Genomic DNA, 18,745 nt, shown 5'->3' on the forward strand with positions numbered 1-18,745 from the left:
TCGAAGCACGGATGCCTCCGAGCCAGAGGTGTTGAAAGTTCGAAAGGGGCGGCTTTGGAGCCGCCCCCTGGTCTTGAATTAACGCCCCGTTTTGATGCGGGTCCAGGTGCGGGTCAGGATTTCTTCGTAATCGGGCGTATGGGCCTGCATCACGAAGGCCTTTTCAAGGGTTTCGGCGGGCGGATAGATGCCCGGATTGGACTTGACCTCCTCGTCCACGAAGTCCAGCGCCGGCAGGTTGGGATTGGCGTAATAGACGTAATTGGTGATGGCGGCCACGACTTCGGGTTCGAGGATGTAATTGATGAACCTATGGGCATTTTCCGGATGCGGGGCATCGGCGGGAATGGCCAGGAAGTCGAACAGGGTAGCGGCGCCTTCCTTGGGGATCAGGTAATTGACCTCGACGCCCTCGGCGGCATTGTCGGCGGCGATGAACACGTCGCCCGAATAGCCCAGGGCCAGGCAGATTTCGCCATTGCCCAGATCGTCGATATATTGGGACGAGTGGAAATAACGGATCGAGGGCTTGATGGAATTGAGCAATTCCTCGGCCTGGGCCAGGTCCTCGGGGCTTTCCGAATTGGGGTCGAGGCCGAGGTAATGCAGGGCGATGCCCATGACCTCGGAGGCGCTGTCGAGCACCGAGACGCCGCAGGAGGCGAGCTTTTCCACCACTTCGGGCTTGAACAGCAGGTCCCAGCTGTCGATCGGGGCATCGGCGCCCAGCGCCGCCTCGACCTTGGCCTGATTATAGCCCAGCCCGATTGTGTTGATCATATAGGGCACGGCATGGGCATTGTCCGGGTCCTGGGCGGTGGCGGTCTCCATGACCGCCGGATCGAGATTGGACAGATTGGGCAATTTGGACTTGTCGAGCGGCGCGATCAGGCCGAACTTGATCTGGCGTTCGACGAAATTGCCCGAGGGCACGACAATGTCATAGCCCGAATTGCCGGCCAGCAGCTTGGCATCGACAATTTCATTGCTGTCATAGACGTCGTAATTGACCTTGATGCCGGTCTCCGCCTCGAAATTGGCGATCGTGTCCTCGGCGATGTAATCGGACCAGTTATAGACGTTGAGAACCGGTTCTTCCTGGGCGATGGCGGGGCTGGCGGCCAGCAGGGCGCCCAGGGCAATGGCGAGCGACTTCTTCATGTTGGATTGTCTCCTATGGGGACCGTGGTGGAGCAATTGGCGTCCTCGGGGGACGGCCGGTTCGACGCGATCGCGCCTTCCGCGGAAAGAGCCGCGGCTCAGCCCCGGGGGCTCATCTGAGAGAACCCGGATAGGGGAAAAACGGAATCTGGATCGGGGTCACGGCGCCGCGCCCGCAGGCGGCCGGGTACTTCGCTGCGATCTGCCCGGAGCCGGGCGCATATCGAGGCGCCGAAGACGCGCCGTCAACAATGGTCGTGGTCAGCGAAGTGCCCTTTCCCGCTCGATGGCGGGCAAATTATCCCCAAAAATGAGGGGCGACAAGCGATTGTTGCACATCTTCCGGCAAGACTTGACCCTATTGCCGCAGCGGCGCACAAACGAGGCGAGCCCTGGGCCGCCAAAGGTGGGCCGGGGCGGTTTTCGGAGCGAAATGTCATGAGTGCACAAGCCTATCTGTCCGTCTCCCCGGAGGTTGCCGCCGCACTGGCCGATGGCCGGCCGGTAGTGGCGCTGGAATCGACCATCATCACCCATGGCATGCCCTATCCGCAAAATCTCAGCATGGCGCGGGCGGTCGAGGAAGTGGTGCGGGCCAATGGCGCTGTGCCGGCGACCATCGCCATCATGGACGGCCAGCTCAAGGTCGGCGTCTCCGGGGATGACCTGGAAATGCTGGCCCGTGACGGCCACAAGGCGGCCAAGGCCAGCCGGCGCGACATGGCGGCCCTGTTGGCGAGCGGCGTCATGGCCGGGACCACTGTGGCCACCACCATGCAGATCGCGGCCCTGGCCGGCATCAGGATTTTCGCCACTGGCGGCATTGGCGGAGTGCATCGCGGCGCCGAATCCAGCTTCGATATCTCCGCCGATCTCGAAGAGCTGGGCCGTACGCCGGTCAGCGTGATCTGCGCCGGGGCCAAGTCGATCCTCGATATCGCCAAGACCCTGGAAGTGCTGGAAACCAATGGGGTGCCGGTGCTCGGTTTCGGCACCGACGAATTTCCCGCCTTCTGGGCGCGGGAAAGCGGCTACAAGCTCGACCAGCGGTTCGACGATGCGGCAAGCATCGCCCGGGTGCTGGCCATCCAGTCCGATCTGGGCATGGGCGGCGTGCTGATCGCCAATCCCATTCCCGAGGCAGATGCCTGGGAGGCCGCCGCCATCGAAGGCTTCATCGCCCAGGCGCTGGCCGATGCGGAGGACAGGGGCATTGCCGGCAAGGCGACGACGCCGTTCCTGTTGCAGCGCATCTTCGAACTGACCGGCGGCAAGTCGCTGGAATCCAATATCGCCCTGGTCAACAACAATGCCCGGGTCGCCGCCGAAATCGCCGTGGCCTTGGCCGGAAGGCGCGCATGAAATCTCGGGTTCTGGTCGTCGGGGACGTGATGACCGACATCATCGTGCGGCCCGAAGGCCCGATCGTGGTCGGCTCGGACCGGCGGGCGGAAATCCGCAACCGCCCGGGCGGCTCCGGGGCCAATCAGGCGGTGTGGCTGGGCGCGACCGGCGCCGACGTGCTGTTCGCGGCCCGGGTCGGGGCCGCCGACAAGGCCATGTATGAGACTTACTTTCGCGATCGTGGCGTGACGCCGGCGCTGGCCGCCGACCCGGACCTGCCCTCGGGCGTATTGGTGACGCTGCTCGAACCCAATGGCGAGCGCAGCTTTCTCACCGACCGGGGCGCCAATCTGCGGCTCGCGGCCACCGATCTGCCCGACACCTTGCTCGACGGGGTCGGGATAGTGGTGATTTCGGGCTATAGCTTCTTCGCCGCCGGCCCGCGTGAGGCGGTGCAATCGCTGCTCCGGGCGGCGCGGCGGCTGGGCATCGCCATCGCCATCGATCCGGCCTCAACCGGTTTTCTCGACGAGGTGGGGCCGCAGATCTTCCGCGAATGGGTGGGGAAGGCCGACTGGATCTTCGCCAATGAGAGCGAGGCCGAAATGCTGAGCGGCCTGGCCGATTTCGAGGCGCAGATGCGCGCGCTGGGCACGCAATTCCGGCACGTGGTGATCAAGCGCGGCCAGTTCGGTGCCGCGCTAGGCGGCCAGGGCGGCATTGCCTATAGTCACCCGGCTCCCTTGGTCAAGGTGGTGGACACGACCGGGGCGGGCGACGCCTTCGCCGCCCATTTCATCGCCGCGCTGCTCCGGGGCGAAAGCCCGGAAGCCTGCCTGCAACGCGGCGTTGAGGGCGGGGTCAAGGCGGTGCAATCGGTGGGCGGCCAGCCGCAATAGGCCGGATCGCCCGGCTAGGGTGTTTCAGCTTTTCATGGACGCGGTGACGTTCGCGCCCTCTCCCTCGCAGGACTATCGCCTATGGCTTTCCCGGATCGTCACCCTCGCGCTTGACGCGAGGGCTCTTGCGGCAGGTCCGTCAAAGCCGGAAACGCTCTAGTGGTCCTCTTTCGCGTCGGCGACGCCGAGGCGCCAATAGCCGGCGGCCTTGACATATTCGACATTGAAACCGCGCTGGCCGGTGAGGTGGGCGCGCACCGATTTGGCCATGCTGACCTCCCCGGCAATATAGGCATAGGCGACACCAGCGGGAAACTCGGCCCGGGCCACGGCATCGAGGATGAGGCTGGTGGTGCCGGCGGGCGCGCCATTGCGATGGACATAGGTGAGAATGAGGTCGGCGGGGGTCTTGAAACTTTGTTCCTCGGCAGCGTTCTCGACCTCGATCACCGCGAGCACCTTGGCGCCTGGCGGCAATTCCTCGATGCGCCGGCCAATGGCCGGGAGGGCGGTTTCATCGCCGGCAAGCAGATACCAGTCATAGGCCATGGGTACGACGACGGAACCGCGCGGACCGCCGATCGCCAGGGATGAGCCGATAGTGGCCTGCGCCGCCCAGCCGGCGGCCGGGCCGTCGCCATGCAGCACGAAGTCGAGCTCGATCCAGCCGGCGGCATTGTCCCAATAGCGCGGCGTATAATCGCGCATTTCCGGGCGCGTGCCCGGCGGGAACTCGGCGCCTTTCGGGCCGATGACCGGCAGCAGCGGCGTGGTGCCGGCGGGAAAGAAGAATGCCTTGATGTGATCGGCATGGCTGGGGGAGACGAAACCATCCAGATCGCCCTCTAGCCGGAAGCGGCGCATGAGCGGGGTGATATCGGTGATGGCGGTGACGGTCAGCAGCCGCATGCGGGTGTCATGACGGATGCGCTGCGGGGCGCGGGGATCGACGGTTTCAGACATGCAATAAATCCTGAATGATTTAGTCAGCAAATAAGCCATGGGCCGGCGGAAGGCAAGGCGGGACCGGCGCCGGCCATGACGAACTGGACGGTTTTTCATTCATCCGGGATCGCTCCCGAAGCCCATCTGAACTGTTCTTAATAGCCCAGCATGCGGTCCTGCGCCTGGCGCAGGGCATAGAGGCGGGTGCCGGTATCGGGCTGGGCATTGGCCGAAGTGAGCAATTCGCCCATTTTGATCGGCGCGGTGACCTTGCCGCCTTCGAGCAGGCCGACGGGAACGGCGCCCTGGGCGCGCGCGTCTTTCACCGTCATGGCGAAGGAGCGGTAGCAAGTCTCGCCGATGGCATCGAGGTTGTCGCCGGGCCGCAGATCGCGCTTGGCCACGGCGCAGACTTCGGCCACCGGGCGGGGCAGCGGCACCATGTCGGGCTTGCCATGGATCATGATGCGGGCGCAGGTGAGCGGCACTTCCAGGCTGGTCAGGTGATAGGGCCGGAAGAAGGCGTAATAGGGCCCCCGGCCGATATGCAGATCGTCCATGCGCTCGATGATGCGGGGATGCTCGGCCTTGACGATGACGAAGACGCCGGGGGCCACGCCCTTGCCGATGGTGAAATCGACGACGCCGGAGGAATTGAGGATGCCGCCATCTTCCTTGGGGATGAGCACCTTGGCCATGTCCTCGCGATTGGTGGCCGGGCCATGCATGCCGGGAATGTCGGGCAGCAGCCCGGTGGCATTGGCGATGGCGGTCATTTCCACGGCGGTCTTGCTGCCATCGACGAACTCGACCAGCATGCGCGGGTTCATGTTGCGGCGGGCCGCCTCTTCCCGATAATCGTCGGGGACGGCGTCGTGCTTGAGCGGATTGTTCTTGCCCTTGCCGGCGGCGACGATATCGAGGCCGAGCGCCGAAACGAATTCGATCAATTCCATGCAGGACGAGGGCTCGTCCCCGGCGCCGACCGAATAGACGACGCCGAGCTTGTCGGCCTGGGCCTTCAAATAGGGGCCGATGGTGACGTCGGCCTCGACATTCATCATCACCAGATGCTTGCCGTGCTCCATGGCCAGCAGATCGTAATCGGCGGCGACGCCGGGCTTGCCGGTGGCGTCGATGACCACGTCGATATTGGGCGTGGTGACCAGGGTTTCGGCGCTGGTGATGGCGATCTTGCCCTGTTCGATGGCGGCAATGGCCTGGGCCGGGCTATCGGCAATCCGGCCCATGGAATCCTCGCCATAGGCGATCTTGATGGCATCGAAGGCGGTATGGGGGCGGCGCGTGGCGATGGCGGCCATGTCGAGCCCGGGCATCAGGCTCATCTGGGTGACCAGGTCGGTGCCCATTTCCCCCGAGCCGATGACGCCGACACGGATGGTCTTGCCCGAAGCAGCGCGGGCGGCGAGATCACGGGCGAGCCCGGTCAGGGCGATTTTGGGGGGCATGGCATGTTCCAATCAGCTAGTCTTGCCTGCGATACCCCCCTCCCAACCTCCCCGGCAAGAGGGGAGGCGCGGGATCGGGGCCGTTTCGGTCCGACTGGGACGTTTGGTCCCTGGCGGGTTCGGGTCTGCGGCGGCCCAGCCTTTCGAGCATGGCTCTCAAGGCCTATTCGCCTCCGATCACGCCATTGGCGGGGCCGGCTCCGTCGTCCAGCCACTCGACCATAGGTCTCGTGGCCTCTGCCCCGCTGATCGCCCCACTGGCGCGCTCAGCCCTGCGGGGCGGCTCATAGTTAGCACTTCTTAAACCGTTGCGCTGGAATATGCCCGCTGGAGAAGACCCCGGGGGGCACGCCAGGGATGGCCAAGCAGACCAGAACAGCTTTCGAGCTGCCAGCGATCATCGACCTCGACGCCGTAGACGCCATCCGCGACCAGCTCGCCGCCGCCCTCGAAGAAGGGCCGATCATCGTCGAGGCGGGAGGCGTCGAACGGGTGTCGACCAATGGCCTACTGCTGCTGGTCAGCGCCGCCGAGACGGCAAGGAGGCACCATTTTGACTTTGCCATTGCAACGCCGAGCGCGGCGATGATTGCCGCGATCGAGCGGCTGGGCTTGGGAGCCCAGTTTTCGGGGATGATGAAACAATGACGCTGCGTGTACTCACGGTCGACGATTCGCGAACCATCCTGGCCATGCTGCACCATACCCTGTCCAATGCGGGGTTCGAAGTGCTGCAGGCCGAAGACGGCAAGCAGGGTCTGGACATGCTCAAGGCCCAGCCGGTGGATGTGGTGATCACCGATATCAACATGCCGGTGATGGACGGGATCGAGTTCATCAAGAATGTGCGCGCCACCGGCCAGCACAATTCCCTGCCCATCCTCATTTTGACGACCGAAACCAGTCAGGACAAGCGTGACCAGGGCAAGGCGGCGGGCGGGACGGGCTGGATCGTCAAGCCGTTCGACCCCGAAAAGCTGATCTCGGTGATCCACCGCGTCGTGCATTGACCAGAACCGGGCCCAGAAGGGTTGGATGAGCCGTAAATGAGCGATCTCGACGATTTCAAGGCGACCTATTTCGATGAATGTTCGGAGCTGTTGACCGAGCTCGAAGAGCAGTTCGCGGCCATCGAGGCCGGCGAGCGCGACAGCGACCGGCTCAATGCGGTGTTCCGCGCCATTCACTCGATCAAGGGCGGGGCCGGCGCTTTCGGGTTCTCGGCGCTGGTGGGCTTCGCCCATGCCTATGAAACGCTGCTCGACTACGTGCGCGATGGACGGGTGGAACTCACCGACGAGGTGGTGAGCCTGTGCATCCGCGCCAATGACATCGTCGCCGACCATGTCAACGCCGCCCAGTCGGGCGAGGCGCTGGCCTCCGATTACGGCATCGAGGAAAAGACGCGCTTCGACGCGCTGGCGCGCGGCGAAATCGAAGACGAGCTCGGCGGCGGTATCGTCGAGGAATTCGATATCGACTTCACCCCGGTCATGGTCGATCTCGACGGCGCGGCTTCCGGCGAGGCGCTGGTGGACGACGTGTTCGAGGCGGCGCCGATGGCGCCGGCGGAGGGGCAGTGGGAAATCCGCTTCACCCCGCACCGGGCGCTCTATGCCCGCGCCAACGATCCGCTCTTGCTGTTCCGCGAACTGGCGGCCCTGGGCGAAATGCGGGTCGTGCCCCGGCTCGGCCAGGTGCCGCCGCTGGCCGATTTCGATCCCTTCGCCGTCTATTGCTCCTGGGAAATCACCCTTTCGGCGCCGGAACTGAGCGAGGCGGCGATCAGGGAAGTGTTCGAATTCGTCGATGGCGATTGCGACATCCTCATCGCCCAGGCCGGATCCACGCCGCTGGCGGCGTTCGACAAGCCGGAAATGGCCGCCGAAGCCGATCCGCCCGAAACGGATGAGCCGGACCTGTCGAGCCTCTTGGCGCTGACCGAGGACGAAATGGCCGAGACGGCCGGGCCGCTGGCATCGGTCGAGAGCTTCGCGCCCGAGCCGCCCGCCGCCCCGGTCGGGGAGCAGGACAGTTTCGAGGAGCCGCCGGGCCTGTCCTTTGCGGCGCTGGCCGAGGAGATCAGGCCCAGCGCGCCGCCACCGCCCGCCAAACCGAGCGTGCCGCCGGCGGCACGGGGATTGCCGGCCGCCACCGAGGCCGAGGACGGGCATCGCAGCGTCGGGGTGCAATCGATCCGCGTCGATCTCGATAAGGTGGATCGCGTGGTCAATATGGTCGGGGAACTGGTCATCACCCAGTCCATGCTGACCCAGCAGATGGATGAGACCTTGCGCGCCCGCTATACCGAGCTGGTGCGCGGGCTGGAAGTGCTGGCCCAGACGACGCGGGGCTTGCAGGATTCGGTGATGGCGATCCGCGCCCAGCCGGTGAAATCGGTGTTCAGCCGCATGCCGCGCCTGGTGCGCGAGCTGGCAGCCAAGACCGGCAAGAAGATCAAGCTCGAAACCATCGGCGAGAATACCGAAATCGACAAGACGGTGATCGAGCAATTGTCCGATCCGCTGACCCATATGATCCGCAATTCGGCGGATCACGGCATCGAGGGGCCGCAATCGCGCCGCGGCGCCGGCAAGCCGGAAACCGGCACGATCCGGCTCAGCGCCGAACAGGCCGGCGGCAATATCCTGATAATCGTCGAGGACGATGGCGGCGGCATCGACCGCGAGCGCGTGCTGAAACTGGCGCGCGACAAGGGCATCGTCGCCCCCGACATCACCCCGACCGACGAGCAGATCGACCAGTTGATCTTCGCCCCCGGCTTTTCCACCGCCGATGCGGTGAGCGATATTTCCGGGCGCGGCGTCGGCATGGACGTGGTTCTGTCCAATATCAAGAAGATCGGCGGCTCGGTGCATGTGCGCAGCTGGACCGGCAAGGGCACGCGCATGACGCTGCGCCTGCCGCTGACCCTGGCCGTGCTGGACGTCATGCTGGTCAAGGTCGGGGACAGCCCCTATGTGGTGCCGCTCTCCTCGATCGTCGAAACCATGCAATGCAGCCGGGCCAATTTCGAGCGCGTGCCATCGGGCGGGCGGGTGCTGCAGGTGCGCGGGGAATATGTGCAGGTCATCGATCTGGGCCAGCGCTTCGAAATGGCGATGGCCAATGCGCCGGGCGATCAATTCGTGGTCTTGTGCGAGACCGAGGGCAGCCAGAAAGTGGCGCTGGTCGTGGACGACATCATCGGCCAGCAGCAGGTGGTCATCAAGAGCCTCGAAGAGAATTTCGAGCGGGTGGAGGGCATTGCCGGCGGCACCATATTGGGCGACGGCAATGTGGCGCTGATCGTGGACGTGCAGGGCCTGCGGACCACCCATATCCACCAGAACGCGGCCTAGAGCCGGTCCCGACCGGGCCGTTAAGGAATTGGCGTCATCTGGCGCGCTAGAATGATGTCAAAGCCCAGGAAGGGCGTTTGAAAGGCAGAGAAATGGAAGCGCTTAGCCTTCGCGACGACATGAGCGACAAGACGGCCCTGGCCGCGCAGAACAGTCTGCAATTGATCGCCTTTTCCATCGGCGAGCAGACCTATGGCGTGGAAATCACCACGGTGCGCGAAATCCGCGCCTGGAACGGCGCCACTCCCTTGCCAAATACCCGCGAATTCGTACGCGGCGTCATCAATCTGCGCGGCACCATCGTGCCGATCTTCGACCTGCGCGCCCGTTTCGGCGACGGCCAGACCTCGCCCACCAAGAACCATGTCGTGGTGGTGATGAGCGTCGGCGACAAATGGGTCGGCATTCTGGTCGATGCGGTCAGCGACATCCTTACCGTCAATCGCGACGACATCCACAATGTGCCCGAGGGCAATGCCATCGACACCGAATTGCTCAATGGCATCGTCACCCACGAAAATCGCATGGTCGGGCTGATCGACCTGCATGCGGTGGTGACCGGGGCGAAGATGGACGGCTAGGCTCGGGCCGGCCTATTGCATGAAGGAAGGGCGCCGCGGCGGCCTTTTGTTTGTGCGTTACCGGACTTGAGCATGGTCGCGCCCAGAGCGGCGCAGCGCCTGGGACACCCGTAATACGGAAATGGGCCGCTAGAACAATTCGGCGTCGCCATGCGCCTGATGGGCGGCGATGCCGGACAGCGCGGGGACGCGCAATTCGTCGAGCGTGAGGCTGGCCCAGATCTCGTCATAGACGCTGTCGGGCGCGGTAGGGGGCAGGAGGGCGAACTGGCGCACGGCCAGCGCCATGTTGTGGCAGCGCTGCTCGATGCGGTCCTGGCCCTGCAAGGCGGTGACGATGAGGTGAACAGCCTGCTGCACACTACTGTCCTTGCCGATCGGCGCATCGGCGAGCAATTCGATCGCTTCGGTAATGCCTTCCAGCATGGAAGCGGTCTGGCGCGCCGTCTCGTCGAGTTCCCGTGCGAGTTTCTGCAGTGACATTCTGTCGTTACCCTAGTCCCGTTGCCGCCACCCTAGCCCGCCATTTCTAAAGCTCTCCTTGCCGGCGCGAGGTGGGCCAGCCCGCTCGCCCGTTTTGGTTAGCAATTGGCTAACGAGTTTGTCGCTACGATCCGGTCAATTCGCCCGCAAAGGTTCAAGCAGCGACATATGGCCCTCAATACTTCCCTGCCACCCGAATTCGATCGCGGGGTGGTAACCAATGTCCATCAGGGCGACTGCCATGTGTCGAATGCCCCCGATATCACCTTCTCCACCGTGTTGGGGTCCTGCATTTCCGCCTGTATCCGCGACCGCGCCGCCAATGTGGGCGGCATGAACCATTTCCTGCTGGCCGAACAATCGGGCGCCGCCAGGGACCGCTACGGCGCCTCGGCCCGCTATGGCGCCTTTGCCATGGAGCAATTGATCAACAAGGTGCTGAGTCAGGGCACGGGCAGGAAAGCCAATCTCGAAATCAAGCTTTTCGGCGGCGGCAAGATCAATTCGGCGCTGGACGATGTCGGGGCCAAGAATATCGAATTCGTCCGTCAATTCCTCCGCGACGAAGGCTATGAGGCCACCAGCCAGGATCTGGGCGGCGCCTATGCCAGGCGGGTCCTGTTCAAGCCCTATTCCGGCCGCGCCTTTGTCAGGCGTCTCGACAGCGAAGTCGGCGCCAATGTGGCGCGGGAAGAACTGGCCATCGCCCGCCGCCGCGTGGTGGTGCCGGCGCGGCTGGACGATATCGAATTGTTCTGAGGCCGCAGCGGTCCGGGCCGGGGCGAAGGGCGCGGCCCGATCGCGGCCGAGAGCCGGCAAAAATCATTACCGTCTCTCCCAAGAGAGTTTACGCAATCTAAGCAATGATAGTTCCAGTATTGCCCGCGAACGGAAAGAAGAAACGGCTTTATCGAAGCCGATTTTCTCTCCAGGCGCAGCGAATAATAGTGGCGGTCGGCAGGCCGTCTTTGTTTGGTCGGGCGGTCGGGAACAATCCGCGACTGTTTCCGATCACTCTCTAGCCGGAGCGGCCGGCGGATAAGGAATGGGTATGGAACAGGGGGAATTCTCCCTCAGCGCCGGGGAATTCGCGCGGATCAAGGCCAGGGTCTATTCGGTCGCCGGCATTTCTCTTTCGGACGCCAAGCGCACCCTGGTGATATCGCGGCTGTCGAAGATCCTGCGGGCCCTGGAGCTGCCGAGCTTTAACGCCTATGTGGATTATCTGGAGCGCGGCGGCTCGGCCGAGGACGGGCAGGATTTCATCAATGCGCTGACCACCAACCTTACCCGCTTCTATCGCGAGGACCATCATTTCGAGCATCTGCGCTCCCATGTCCGGGCGCTGATGGCCGAGCGGCCGCGCGGCAGCCGGCTGCGCATCTGGTCGGCGGGCTGCTCGACGGGGCAGGAGCCCTATACGATCGCGCTCGATCTGCTGGCCGCCTTTCCCGATCTCAGGCGCTGGGACTTCAAGATTCTGGCGACCGATATCGACACGGCGGTAATCGCCAAGGCGGCGGCGGGCGTCTATCCGGAAAGCGAGCTGGCCGGCCTCAGTTCCGAGCGGGCGCGCCTGTTCGCCAAGGGCGGCGACGGCTCGATCCGCATCCCGGCGGCGGAGCGCGACCTGGTGTCGTTCAAGCCGCTCAACCTGATCGGGGCCTGGCCGATGCGGGGACCGTTCGACGCCATTTTCTGCCGCAACGTCGCCATCTATTTCGACAAGCCCACCCAGGGCGAGATGTTCGGGCGTTTCTCCCAGATGCTGGCGCCGGAAGGCTTTCTCTATATCGGCCATTCGGAAAATCTGGGCTCGGGCGGCGAAGGTTTCCGCCTTGTGGGCAAGACCATCTATCAAAGCCGTGAGAAACTGAACAAGCGAGCTGCATGATGAGCATCAAGGTTCTTGTCGTCGACGATTCGGCGCTTATCCGCGAGGTGCTGGGCCGCATGCTGACGCGCGATGGAGACATCGAGGTCGTGGGCACGGCCGTCGATCCCATCGAGGCGCGCGAGAAGATCAAGGCGCTCGACCCGGACGTGGTGACGCTGGATATCGAAATGCCCAATATGAACGGGCTGGCCTTCCTCGAAAAACTCATGCGGCTGCGGCCGACCCCGGTGGTGATGGTGTCGACGCTGACCAAGAAGGGGGCGAGCGAGACCCTGCTGGCGCTGGAACTGGGCGCCGTGGATTTCGTCGCCAAGCCCAGCGCCGAATTTGCCGGCGGGCTGGAGGCGTTCGGCGTGGCGCTGCGCGACAAGATTCGCGCCGCCGCCAAGTCGGATGTGCGCGGCCGCGCCGTGAGCCGCACCGAGGTGCAGAAGACGCCGCTGCGCACCGCCGCCGCCCCGGAAGGGGCCCTCATCGCCATCGGCGCCTCGACCGGCGGGGTAGAGGCGATCCGCACCGTGCTGTCGCAATTGCCCGCCGATTGCCCGCCGGTCTTGATCGCCCAGCACATGCCCGCCGGCTTTACTGGGCGCTTCGCGATGCGGCTGGACGAATTATGCGCCCTCAAAGTGGTGGAGGCAGAGGACCGGATGCCGGTGCAGCCCGGCCATGCCTATGTGGCGCGGGGCGATTATCACCTGCGGGTCGAGCGCTCCTCAGGGCAGCTCAAATGCCGGCTGGGCCAGGAGGGGCCGGAAAGCGGCCATCGGCCCAGCGTCGACGTGTTGTTCGCATCGGTGGCGAAAAGCGTCGGCCCGATGGCGGTGGGCGTCATCCTGACCGGCATGGGACGCGACGGCGCGCGCGGGCTCAAGCTGATGCGCGAGGCCGGCGCCTATACATTGGGCCAGAACCAGGCCTCGGCCCTGGTCTATGGCATGCCGCGCGTCGCCTTCGAGGAGGGCGCGGTGATCGAGCAGGCGGCCGTGGAGCAGATCGCCGCCAAACTCGCCCACGCGCTGTCGAAACTCCGGTCGGCCGCCTGAACGGGACGCAACAATGCGCCTGCCGCGGTTGAGAGATTTGTAACGCTTGGCTCCTAGAGTTCGGCGCAAGTATGGGGCAGAACGGCCCCCGGCGCGTAGAGGTAAGAACAACCATGCCAAAAGCAAGCGCTGTCAGCGTCCTGATCGTTGACGACCAGCAATCGATGCGCGGCATCGCCAAATACATTCTCACCCAATTGGGCTTTAAGGACATTATCGAGGCCAAGTCCGGGCGCGATGCGCTGGGCAAGCTCGAAAAATCCAATGTCGACCTGATCATTTCCGACTGGAATATGGACGATATCGACGGACTGACGCTGCTCAAGGTCATCCGCAAGCATCCCAGAACCCAATCCATGCCCTTTATCATGGCCACGGGGCGCTCGGACAAGGAGCAGGTCAAGGAGGCCATCTCCTTCGGCGTCAACAATTACATCATCAAGCCCTTTGATGCGATGACGATGAAAAAGCGCATCGAGGCGGTGATCGGCGCGCTGACCTGATCGCCGATCCCCCAAGGGATATGAGCGCCCCCGCCATCAGGCGGGGGCGCTTTGCTTTGCGGTTCCGGGCGACGATCCCGCCTCGGGATTTGTCCGTAAGGAGTGGTTAATCTCACGAATGTATCGTTTCCAATCAGCCGGCCGGGGGATTTGTGTCGCTGGGCGCCTGGGCAATGCGGGCCGGCGCCATTGGGGGAGAACAATCGTCGATGAAACTGTTTCCAAGTCTGAAGCTTGCGCAGAAATTGCCGCTGGCGCTGGTCGGGTCTGCCCTTGTCGTCAGCGCCGGCGTCGGCATTGCCAGTTACATGATCGGGCTGGGCACGGTGCAGGAGCAGCGCGAACAGTCCATGCAGGCCTCGCTCAATACCGCCGCCGCCCTGGTCAGCGATTATTATAGCGGCGTCGAGGTCGACCTCCGGCTCTTCGTGCAGCGTTCCGACACGGTGACGGCCATGAAGAACCTGACCCGGGCGCTGGACGAATTGCGCATGGGTCTCAAGGAGCGCGCCGGGCCGCAGCTCCAGACCGCCTATATCACCGAAAATCCCGACCCCGCGGACCGCTCGGCGCTGGACAGCGCCAATGGCAAGGGCGCCAGCTATGACGCCCCGCATAAGCGTTTCCATCCCGGTTTCCGCACGCTGATGCTGGAACGGGATTATGCCGATGTGCTGCTGATCAGCGCCGCGGGAGACGTGGTCTATTCGGTGGCCAAAAACAAAGATTTCGCCACCAATATTGCCGGGGAAGCCTCGGGGCTGGGCCGGGCCTTCGCGGCCGCCAAGGACCTGGCGGACGGCGAAGCGGCCTTTGTCGATTTCTCCGTCTATGGCCCGGTGGGCCAGCCGCAGAGCTTCATGGCCATGCCGGTCTATGACAAGGACGAGAATACCGGCGTCATGGTGCTGTCCATCGCGCCCGACGCGGTGAGCACCCGCGTCGCCGGCCTGTCGGGGCTGGGACGGAGCGGGGAAGTGGTGGTGGTGGGCAGCGACGGCCTGCTGCGCACCGAATCGCCGCGCACCGAGGAAGCGGACGTGCTGGTCACGCCGCTGACCAGCGAGGTGATCGCCAATGCCTTTGCCGGCATTGCGGGCGAAGGCATCAGCACCGATTATCGCGGGGCGAATATGGTGGTGCGGGCCGAGCCGGTCAGCGTCGGCGATGTCACCTGGGCCGTGGCCGCCGTGCAGCCGGAAGACGAAGCCTATGCCGCCGTGGTGCAGATGCGGAACATGACGCTGCTGATCGGCGGCGGATTGCTGGCCATCGCCGCCCTGGTCGGGGTGCTGTTCGCCCGCACGATCAGCCGGCCGATCACGCGGCTGACCCATATGATGGAAACGCTGGCCGATGGCGATCTGTCGGTCGAGGTCCAGGGCGGCGCCCGCCATGACGAGATCGGGGCAATGGCCCGCACGGTGGAAGTGTTCCGCGAAAACGCGCTCAAGGTTCATGAGATGACCGAGGCGGAAGCGGCGCGGATCGTGGCGGCGCAGGCCGAACGCGCCGCGATGATGCAGGACCTGCAGCGCGCCTTCGGCCAGGTGGTGGACGCGGCCATTGCCGGGGATTTCTCGCGGCGCGTCGATGCCGAATTTCCCGACGACGAACTCAATGCCCTGGCCCGTTCCGTCAACGGGCTGGTGGAAACGGTGGATCGGGGGCTTTCGGAAACCGGCTCGGTGCTGTCCTCGCTGGCCAATACCGACCTGACCCGGCGCATGCAGGGCGACTATCAGGGCTCCTTCGCCCGGCTCAAGACCGACACCAATGCCGTGGCCGAGAAACTGACCGAAATCGTCGGCCAGCTGCGCGATACGTCGCGGACGCTGAAAACCGCCACCGGTGAAATCCTCTCGGGCGCCAATGACCTCAGCGAGCGCACCACCAAGCAGGCGGCAACCATCGAGGAAACCTCGGCGGCCATGGAGCAATTGGCCTCCACCGTCATGGCCAATGCCGAACGCGCCAGGCAGGCCAGCACCGTGGCCAGCGGGGTGACCCATACGGCCGAGGAAGGCGGGCAGGTCATGGCCAATGCCAATCAGGCCATGGACCGGATCACCCAGTCCTCGGCCAAGATTTCCAATATTATCGGGCTGATCGACGATATCGCCTTCCAGACCAACCTCTTGGCGCTCAACGCTTCGGTGGAAGCGGCGCGGGCCGGCGAGGCGGGCAAGGGCTTTGCCGTGGTCGCGGTGGAAGTGCGAAGGCTGGCCCAGTCGGCGGCGCAGGCCTCCAGCGACGTCAAGGCGCTGATCGAGCAGAGCGCCGACGAGGTCAAGGGCGGCTCGCGGCTCGTCGCCGATGCGGCGGCGCGGCTTGAGGAAATCCTGACATCGGCCCGCTCGTCCAGCGAATTGATGAATGGCATCGCCCAGGAGAGTCGCGAGCAGGCCGCCTCCATCGAGGAGGTCAATATGGCCGTCCGCACCATGGACGAGATGACCCAGCACAATGCCGCCCTGGTGGAGGAAATGAACGCCTCCATCGAACAGACCGAGGCGCAGGCGACCCAGCTCGACCGGATCGTCGATATCTTCGCGCTGGAAGAACGCCAGGCTGCCACGCCGCCCCGGCCGGAACGCCCGGAGAATCCGGTCAAAGCCATTGCCGAGGGCGCGCGCGGGCTCCAGAGCAAGCTGACCCAGGCGGCAAAGTCCTATCTCAGCAAAGGCAATGCCGCCCTGGAAGCGGATTGGAGCGAGTTCTGAACCGCTAGCGCAGCACCTTCAGGACTTCATCGACGCCTGGAATGGCGGGCGCCGCCACAAGACCAGTACCGATATGGGCCTTAGGCCTGCCAAGAGAACCCGCCGAGATTTCGGCGGGTTTTTTTGTTCGTGGTCGAGAGGCGCCGGCGGCGGTCGCAGTGGCTGCGCGTGCCGCTTTCGAGCGGCCTGTTTCGTAGTCTGAAACAGCGCCAGCTTTTCTGTGCACGGCTCGCGCCCCTGAGCTAACACCGCATCAAGTGCCATTCGTCAATCGAACTACGGAGAAGCTCATGGAACCCGACCAAAATGTCGGTGTCAGCCAAACTGATGTCGAAAGCTTGCTGGTGGGCGCCGTCGACCTGCACTGCCATAGCGGACCGTCGGTCATGGAGCGGGGCGTCAGTCATATCGACATGATGCGCGCCGCCCGGGAAGTCGGGATGCGGGCGCTGTGCTTCAAGGATCATTATTATACGACCGCCCCGGCCGTTAAGTTGATCCAGGCCGAGTTTCCCCAAGATGACGTGGCGCTGCTGGGAAGTATCGTTCTCAACAACGCCGCCGGCGGGTTCAATCCTTATGCCCTGGACATTGCCTTGAAGCTCGGCGCCCGGGTCGTGTGGATGCCCACTGCCTCGGCGGCCAACCATATCCGCCAGAGTCACCGCAAAAAGCGCTTGCAGACGGCAACCCCAATGCTGCCGCCGGAAGGGCTCGATGTGCTGGACAGCCGCGGCCGGATCCGGGACGACGTGAAGCAGGTGCTCGATCTGATCGCACGCGCGGATGCCGTGCTCTCCGCCGGCCATCTCCATATTTCCGAAATCTGGCCGCTCTTCGAGGAAGCCAAGAGCAGGGGGGTGCAGCGCCTCGTGGTGGCCCATCCGACCTATGTGATCGGCGCCGACCTCGCGGACATCAAGGAACTTGCCGGCCTCGGCGCCGTCCTCGAGCACTCGATCTGCATGTTCATCGACTGCCCCTCCCGCCAATACGAGCCGTCCTTTCTCAAGGCGGTGATCGATGCGGGCGGGATCGACAGCACGATCCTGAGTTCGGATATGGGCCAGAAGAAAAATCCACACCCCATCGATGGCTTCAGGGCGGTGATCCGGATGTGCCGGGAGCTGGGATATGCCGAAGACGACATCAGAAAGCTCATCGGCTCGAATGCGGCGCGCCTCGCCGGACTTACGCAAGAAGGGAAGAAAACGATATGAGACTTTGTCAATGCCACTACGATGGCGGGGAATTGCTGGCACTGGTGCTCGATGACGAGACACTGGTGAACGTCTCGGCCCTCATCACCCAGGAACGCCCCGGAACGCCCGCCGTGCCGAACCTGATGCTGGACCTGATCGAGCAGGGCGAGGAGGGCTTGGAAGCCCTTGCCGGCGTCGAACGGCTGGTTGCAGCCGATCCGGAAATGGCGCGGAAATATCGGCTCGACCCTGAAAAGACCCGGATTAAGGCGCCTCTGCACAATCCGCCGAAGTTTTTCTCACTGGCCATCAACCAGGGCGAGGGCTGGCGCCGGGCAACCAAGCCCGAACAGCCGGTTCCGCTCTATTTCATCAAGATCCAGACGGCCATCACTGGGCCCTACGACCCCATCATCATCCCCGACATCGGTGATGTCGGCTGCGAAGTCGAGCTCGCGATCATCATCGGCAAAGGCGGAAAGAACATTCCGGTGAGCCAGGCGATGGACCACGTCTTTGGCTATACCGTCCACAACGACATTACCGCACACGCACTGCGCAAGAAGAGCGAGTGGATACAGTCCAACAGAAAAGACGGCAGCAGCGAGCGTCTCACCTATCCGGGCCGCTACAAGAACTTCGACACCTTTTCGCCCATGGGGCCCTATATCAGGCTCGCCAGCCCGGACTTCGATCCCGAGTCCCTGGAAATGAAGGCGTTTCTCAACGACGACATGATCCAGCAAGGCAACTCGAATGATTATATCTTCAAGTTCGCCGAAGTTATCGCCTATCTGTCGCAAGCCCATACCCTGACCCCCGGTGACATCATCTCTTCGGGCACGTGTCCCTATGTGGACCCCTGGACCATGGCCAAGACCAATCTTGCCGGCGGCCACCTGGTCTCGGAGATCGAAGGGATCGGCAGATTGCGCAATCCGATCGAGCGTATCGAGCCCAGCGGGGAAAAGGTGGTCTTCAGCTTCCGCAACGCCGAGGCCTGACCGACCGCATCACGCTGGCGTAAAATTATAGGGCACGGGCCGGTTCAACGGCCCGTGCCCTAAACTTTGGTTCTCTGTCGTCCAGCGCGATCAGTGATGTCCATGCCTGGAAATTCGCGAGCCGGC

At 63.9% G+C, this 18,745-nt stretch carries 17 protein-coding genes; 13 read left to right on the forward strand and 4 right to left on the reverse strand.

What is annotated here, in order from left to right; translation table 11 throughout:
- Positions 1-78: 78 nt before the first annotated feature.
- On the reverse strand, positions 79-1,161 hold the full coding sequence (locus O9Z70_RS00980) for a polyamine ABC transporter substrate-binding protein (protein WP_286020645.1): 1,083 nt from the start codon (positions 1,159-1,161) through the stop codon (positions 79-81).
- A gap of 438 nt (positions 1,162-1,599) precedes the next feature.
- On the opposite strand from O9Z70_RS00980, the gene O9Z70_RS00985 reads away from it, so the two are divergent.
- Together O9Z70_RS00985 and O9Z70_RS00990 are read left to right on the forward strand one after the other, a co-directional pair.
- Complete coding sequence (locus O9Z70_RS00985; protein ID WP_286020646.1) at positions 1,600-2,523, forward strand: pseudouridine-5'-phosphate glycosidase; 924 nt, start codon at positions 1,600-1,602, stop codon at positions 2,521-2,523.
- Positions 2,520-3,404 carry a carbohydrate kinase family protein gene (locus tag O9Z70_RS00990; RefSeq protein ID WP_286020647.1) on the forward strand — a complete coding sequence of 295 codons (885 nt, stop codon included), beginning with the start codon at positions 2,520-2,522 and terminating at the stop codon, positions 3,402-3,404. Before O9Z70_RS00985 ends, O9Z70_RS00990 begins: the two co-directional genes overlap by 4 nt.
- A 156-nt stretch (positions 3,405-3,560) precedes the next feature.
- Here O9Z70_RS00990 and O9Z70_RS00995 read toward each other — a convergent pair whose 3' ends face one another.
- Both O9Z70_RS00995 and O9Z70_RS01000 read right to left on the reverse strand, forming a co-directional pair.
- Positions 3,561-4,367 carry a siderophore-interacting protein gene (locus O9Z70_RS00995; protein WP_286020648.1) on the reverse strand — a complete coding sequence of 269 codons (807 nt, stop codon included), beginning with the start codon at positions 4,365-4,367 and terminating at the stop codon, positions 3,561-3,563.
- Positions 4,368-4,504: 137 nt separating this feature from the next.
- A complete protein-coding gene (locus O9Z70_RS01000; protein WP_286020649.1) occupies positions 4,505-5,818 on the reverse strand; it encodes an NAD(P)H-dependent oxidoreductase in 1,314 nt (437 codons plus the stop codon).
- A gap of 357 nt (positions 5,819-6,175) precedes the next feature.
- Here O9Z70_RS01000 and O9Z70_RS01005 point away from each other — a divergent pair, with 357 nt between their 5' ends.
- The 4 genes from O9Z70_RS01005 (at position 6,176) to O9Z70_RS01020 (ending at position 9,761) form a co-directional block, all read left to right on the forward strand.
- Positions 6,176-6,466, forward strand: a complete 291-nt coding sequence (locus O9Z70_RS01005; RefSeq protein WP_286020650.1) for an STAS domain-containing protein — start codon at positions 6,176-6,178, stop codon at positions 6,464-6,466.
- Positions 6,463-6,828: a response regulator gene (locus O9Z70_RS01010; RefSeq protein ID WP_286020651.1), complete on the forward strand. Its 366-nt coding sequence runs from the start codon at positions 6,463-6,465 to the stop codon at positions 6,826-6,828. Before O9Z70_RS01005 ends, O9Z70_RS01010 begins: the two co-directional genes overlap by 4 nt.
- Before the next feature lie 36 nt (positions 6,829-6,864).
- On the forward strand, positions 6,865-9,180 hold the full coding sequence (locus O9Z70_RS01015; protein ID WP_286020652.1) for a chemotaxis protein CheA: 2,316 nt from the start codon (positions 6,865-6,867) through the stop codon (positions 9,178-9,180).
- Between the two features lie 92 nt (positions 9,181-9,272).
- Positions 9,273-9,761 (forward strand): chemotaxis protein CheW, encoded by a 489-nt coding sequence (locus tag O9Z70_RS01020; RefSeq protein ID WP_286020653.1) that lies wholly within the window; start codon positions 9,273-9,275, stop codon positions 9,759-9,761.
- Positions 9,762-9,890: 129 nt separating this feature from the next.
- On the opposite strand, the gene O9Z70_RS01025 is transcribed toward O9Z70_RS01020, so the two are convergent.
- Complete coding sequence (locus O9Z70_RS01025) at positions 9,891-10,244, reverse strand: hypothetical protein (protein WP_286020654.1); 354 nt, start codon at positions 10,242-10,244, stop codon at positions 9,891-9,893.
- A 168-nt stretch (positions 10,245-10,412) separates the two neighbouring features.
- Here O9Z70_RS01025 and O9Z70_RS01030 point away from each other — a divergent pair, with 168 nt between their 5' ends.
- The 7 genes from O9Z70_RS01030 to O9Z70_RS01060 all read left to right on the forward strand — a co-directional run bounded on the left by O9Z70_RS01030 (position 10,413) and on the right by O9Z70_RS01060 (position 18,619).
- Positions 10,413-11,003 carry a chemotaxis protein CheD gene (locus O9Z70_RS01030; RefSeq protein ID WP_286020655.1) on the forward strand — a complete coding sequence of 197 codons (591 nt, stop codon included), beginning with the start codon at positions 10,413-10,415 and terminating at the stop codon, positions 11,001-11,003.
- A gap of 286 nt (positions 11,004-11,289) precedes the next feature.
- Positions 11,290-12,138: a CheR family methyltransferase gene (locus tag O9Z70_RS01035; protein ID WP_286020656.1), complete on the forward strand. Its 849-nt coding sequence runs from the start codon at positions 11,290-11,292 to the stop codon at positions 12,136-12,138.
- Positions 12,135-13,187, forward strand: a complete 1,053-nt coding sequence (locus O9Z70_RS01040) for a protein-glutamate methylesterase/protein-glutamine glutaminase (RefSeq protein ID WP_286020657.1) — start codon at positions 12,135-12,137, stop codon at positions 13,185-13,187. Before O9Z70_RS01035 ends, O9Z70_RS01040 begins: the two co-directional genes overlap by 4 nt.
- A 113-nt stretch (positions 13,188-13,300) precedes the next feature.
- Positions 13,301-13,690 (forward strand): response regulator, encoded by a 390-nt coding sequence (locus O9Z70_RS01045; RefSeq protein ID WP_286020658.1) that lies wholly within the window; start codon positions 13,301-13,303, stop codon positions 13,688-13,690.
- A 209-nt stretch (positions 13,691-13,899) separates the two neighbouring features.
- On the forward strand, positions 13,900-16,413 hold the full coding sequence (locus O9Z70_RS01050) for a methyl-accepting chemotaxis protein (RefSeq protein WP_286020659.1): 2,514 nt from the start codon (positions 13,900-13,902) through the stop codon (positions 16,411-16,413).
- A 344-nt stretch (positions 16,414-16,757) separates the two neighbouring features.
- Positions 16,758-17,633, forward strand: a complete 876-nt coding sequence (locus O9Z70_RS01055) for a DUF6282 family protein (protein ID WP_286020660.1) — start codon at positions 16,758-16,760, stop codon at positions 17,631-17,633.
- On the forward strand, positions 17,630-18,619 hold the full coding sequence (locus O9Z70_RS01060; RefSeq protein WP_286020661.1) for a fumarylacetoacetate hydrolase family protein: 990 nt from the start codon (positions 17,630-17,632) through the stop codon (positions 18,617-18,619). The genes O9Z70_RS01055 and O9Z70_RS01060 overlap by 4 nt, the downstream gene beginning before the upstream one ends.
- Positions 18,620-18,745: the final 126 nt, after the last annotated feature.

The sequence above is a fragment of the Devosia sp. YIM 151766 genome, assembly GCF_030285925.1.
Lineage (GTDB): Bacteria > Pseudomonadota > Alphaproteobacteria > Rhizobiales > Devosiaceae > Devosia.

Coding starts and splice junctions, on each gene's coding strand:
- O9Z70_RS00980 (WP_286020645.1), bottom strand. CDS start 1,161: ATGAAGAAGTCGCTCGCCATTGCCCTGGGCGCCCTGCTGGCCGCCAGC.
- O9Z70_RS00985 (WP_286020646.1), top strand. CDS start 1,600: ATGAGTGCACAAGCCTATCTGTCCGTCTCCCCGGAGGTTGCCGCCGCA.
- O9Z70_RS00990 (WP_286020647.1), top strand. CDS start 2,520: ATGAAATCTCGGGTTCTGGTCGTCGGGGACGTGATGACCGACATCATC.
- O9Z70_RS00995 (WP_286020648.1), bottom strand. CDS start 4,367: ATGTCTGAAACCGTCGATCCCCGCGCCCCGCAGCGCATCCGTCATGAC.
- O9Z70_RS01000 (WP_286020649.1), bottom strand. CDS start 5,818: ATGCCCCCCAAAATCGCCCTGACCGGGCTCGCCCGTGATCTCGCCGCC.
- O9Z70_RS01005 (WP_286020650.1), top strand. CDS start 6,176: ATGGCCAAGCAGACCAGAACAGCTTTCGAGCTGCCAGCGATCATCGAC.
- O9Z70_RS01010 (WP_286020651.1), top strand. CDS start 6,463: ATGACGCTGCGTGTACTCACGGTCGACGATTCGCGAACCATCCTGGCC.
- O9Z70_RS01015 (WP_286020652.1), top strand. CDS start 6,865: ATGAGCGATCTCGACGATTTCAAGGCGACCTATTTCGATGAATGTTCG.
- O9Z70_RS01020 (WP_286020653.1), top strand. CDS start 9,273: ATGGAAGCGCTTAGCCTTCGCGACGACATGAGCGACAAGACGGCCCTG.
- O9Z70_RS01025 (WP_286020654.1), bottom strand. CDS start 10,244: ATGTCACTGCAGAAACTCGCACGGGAACTCGACGAGACGGCGCGCCAG.
- O9Z70_RS01030 (WP_286020655.1), top strand. CDS start 10,413: ATGGCCCTCAATACTTCCCTGCCACCCGAATTCGATCGCGGGGTGGTA.
- O9Z70_RS01035 (WP_286020656.1), top strand. CDS start 11,290: ATGGGTATGGAACAGGGGGAATTCTCCCTCAGCGCCGGGGAATTCGCG.
- O9Z70_RS01040 (WP_286020657.1), top strand. CDS start 12,135: ATGATGAGCATCAAGGTTCTTGTCGTCGACGATTCGGCGCTTATCCGC.
- O9Z70_RS01045 (WP_286020658.1), top strand. CDS start 13,301: ATGCCAAAAGCAAGCGCTGTCAGCGTCCTGATCGTTGACGACCAGCAA.
- O9Z70_RS01050 (WP_286020659.1), top strand. CDS start 13,900: ATGAAACTGTTTCCAAGTCTGAAGCTTGCGCAGAAATTGCCGCTGGCG.
- O9Z70_RS01060 (WP_286020661.1), top strand. CDS start 17,630: ATGAGACTTTGTCAATGCCACTACGATGGCGGGGAATTGCTGGCACTG.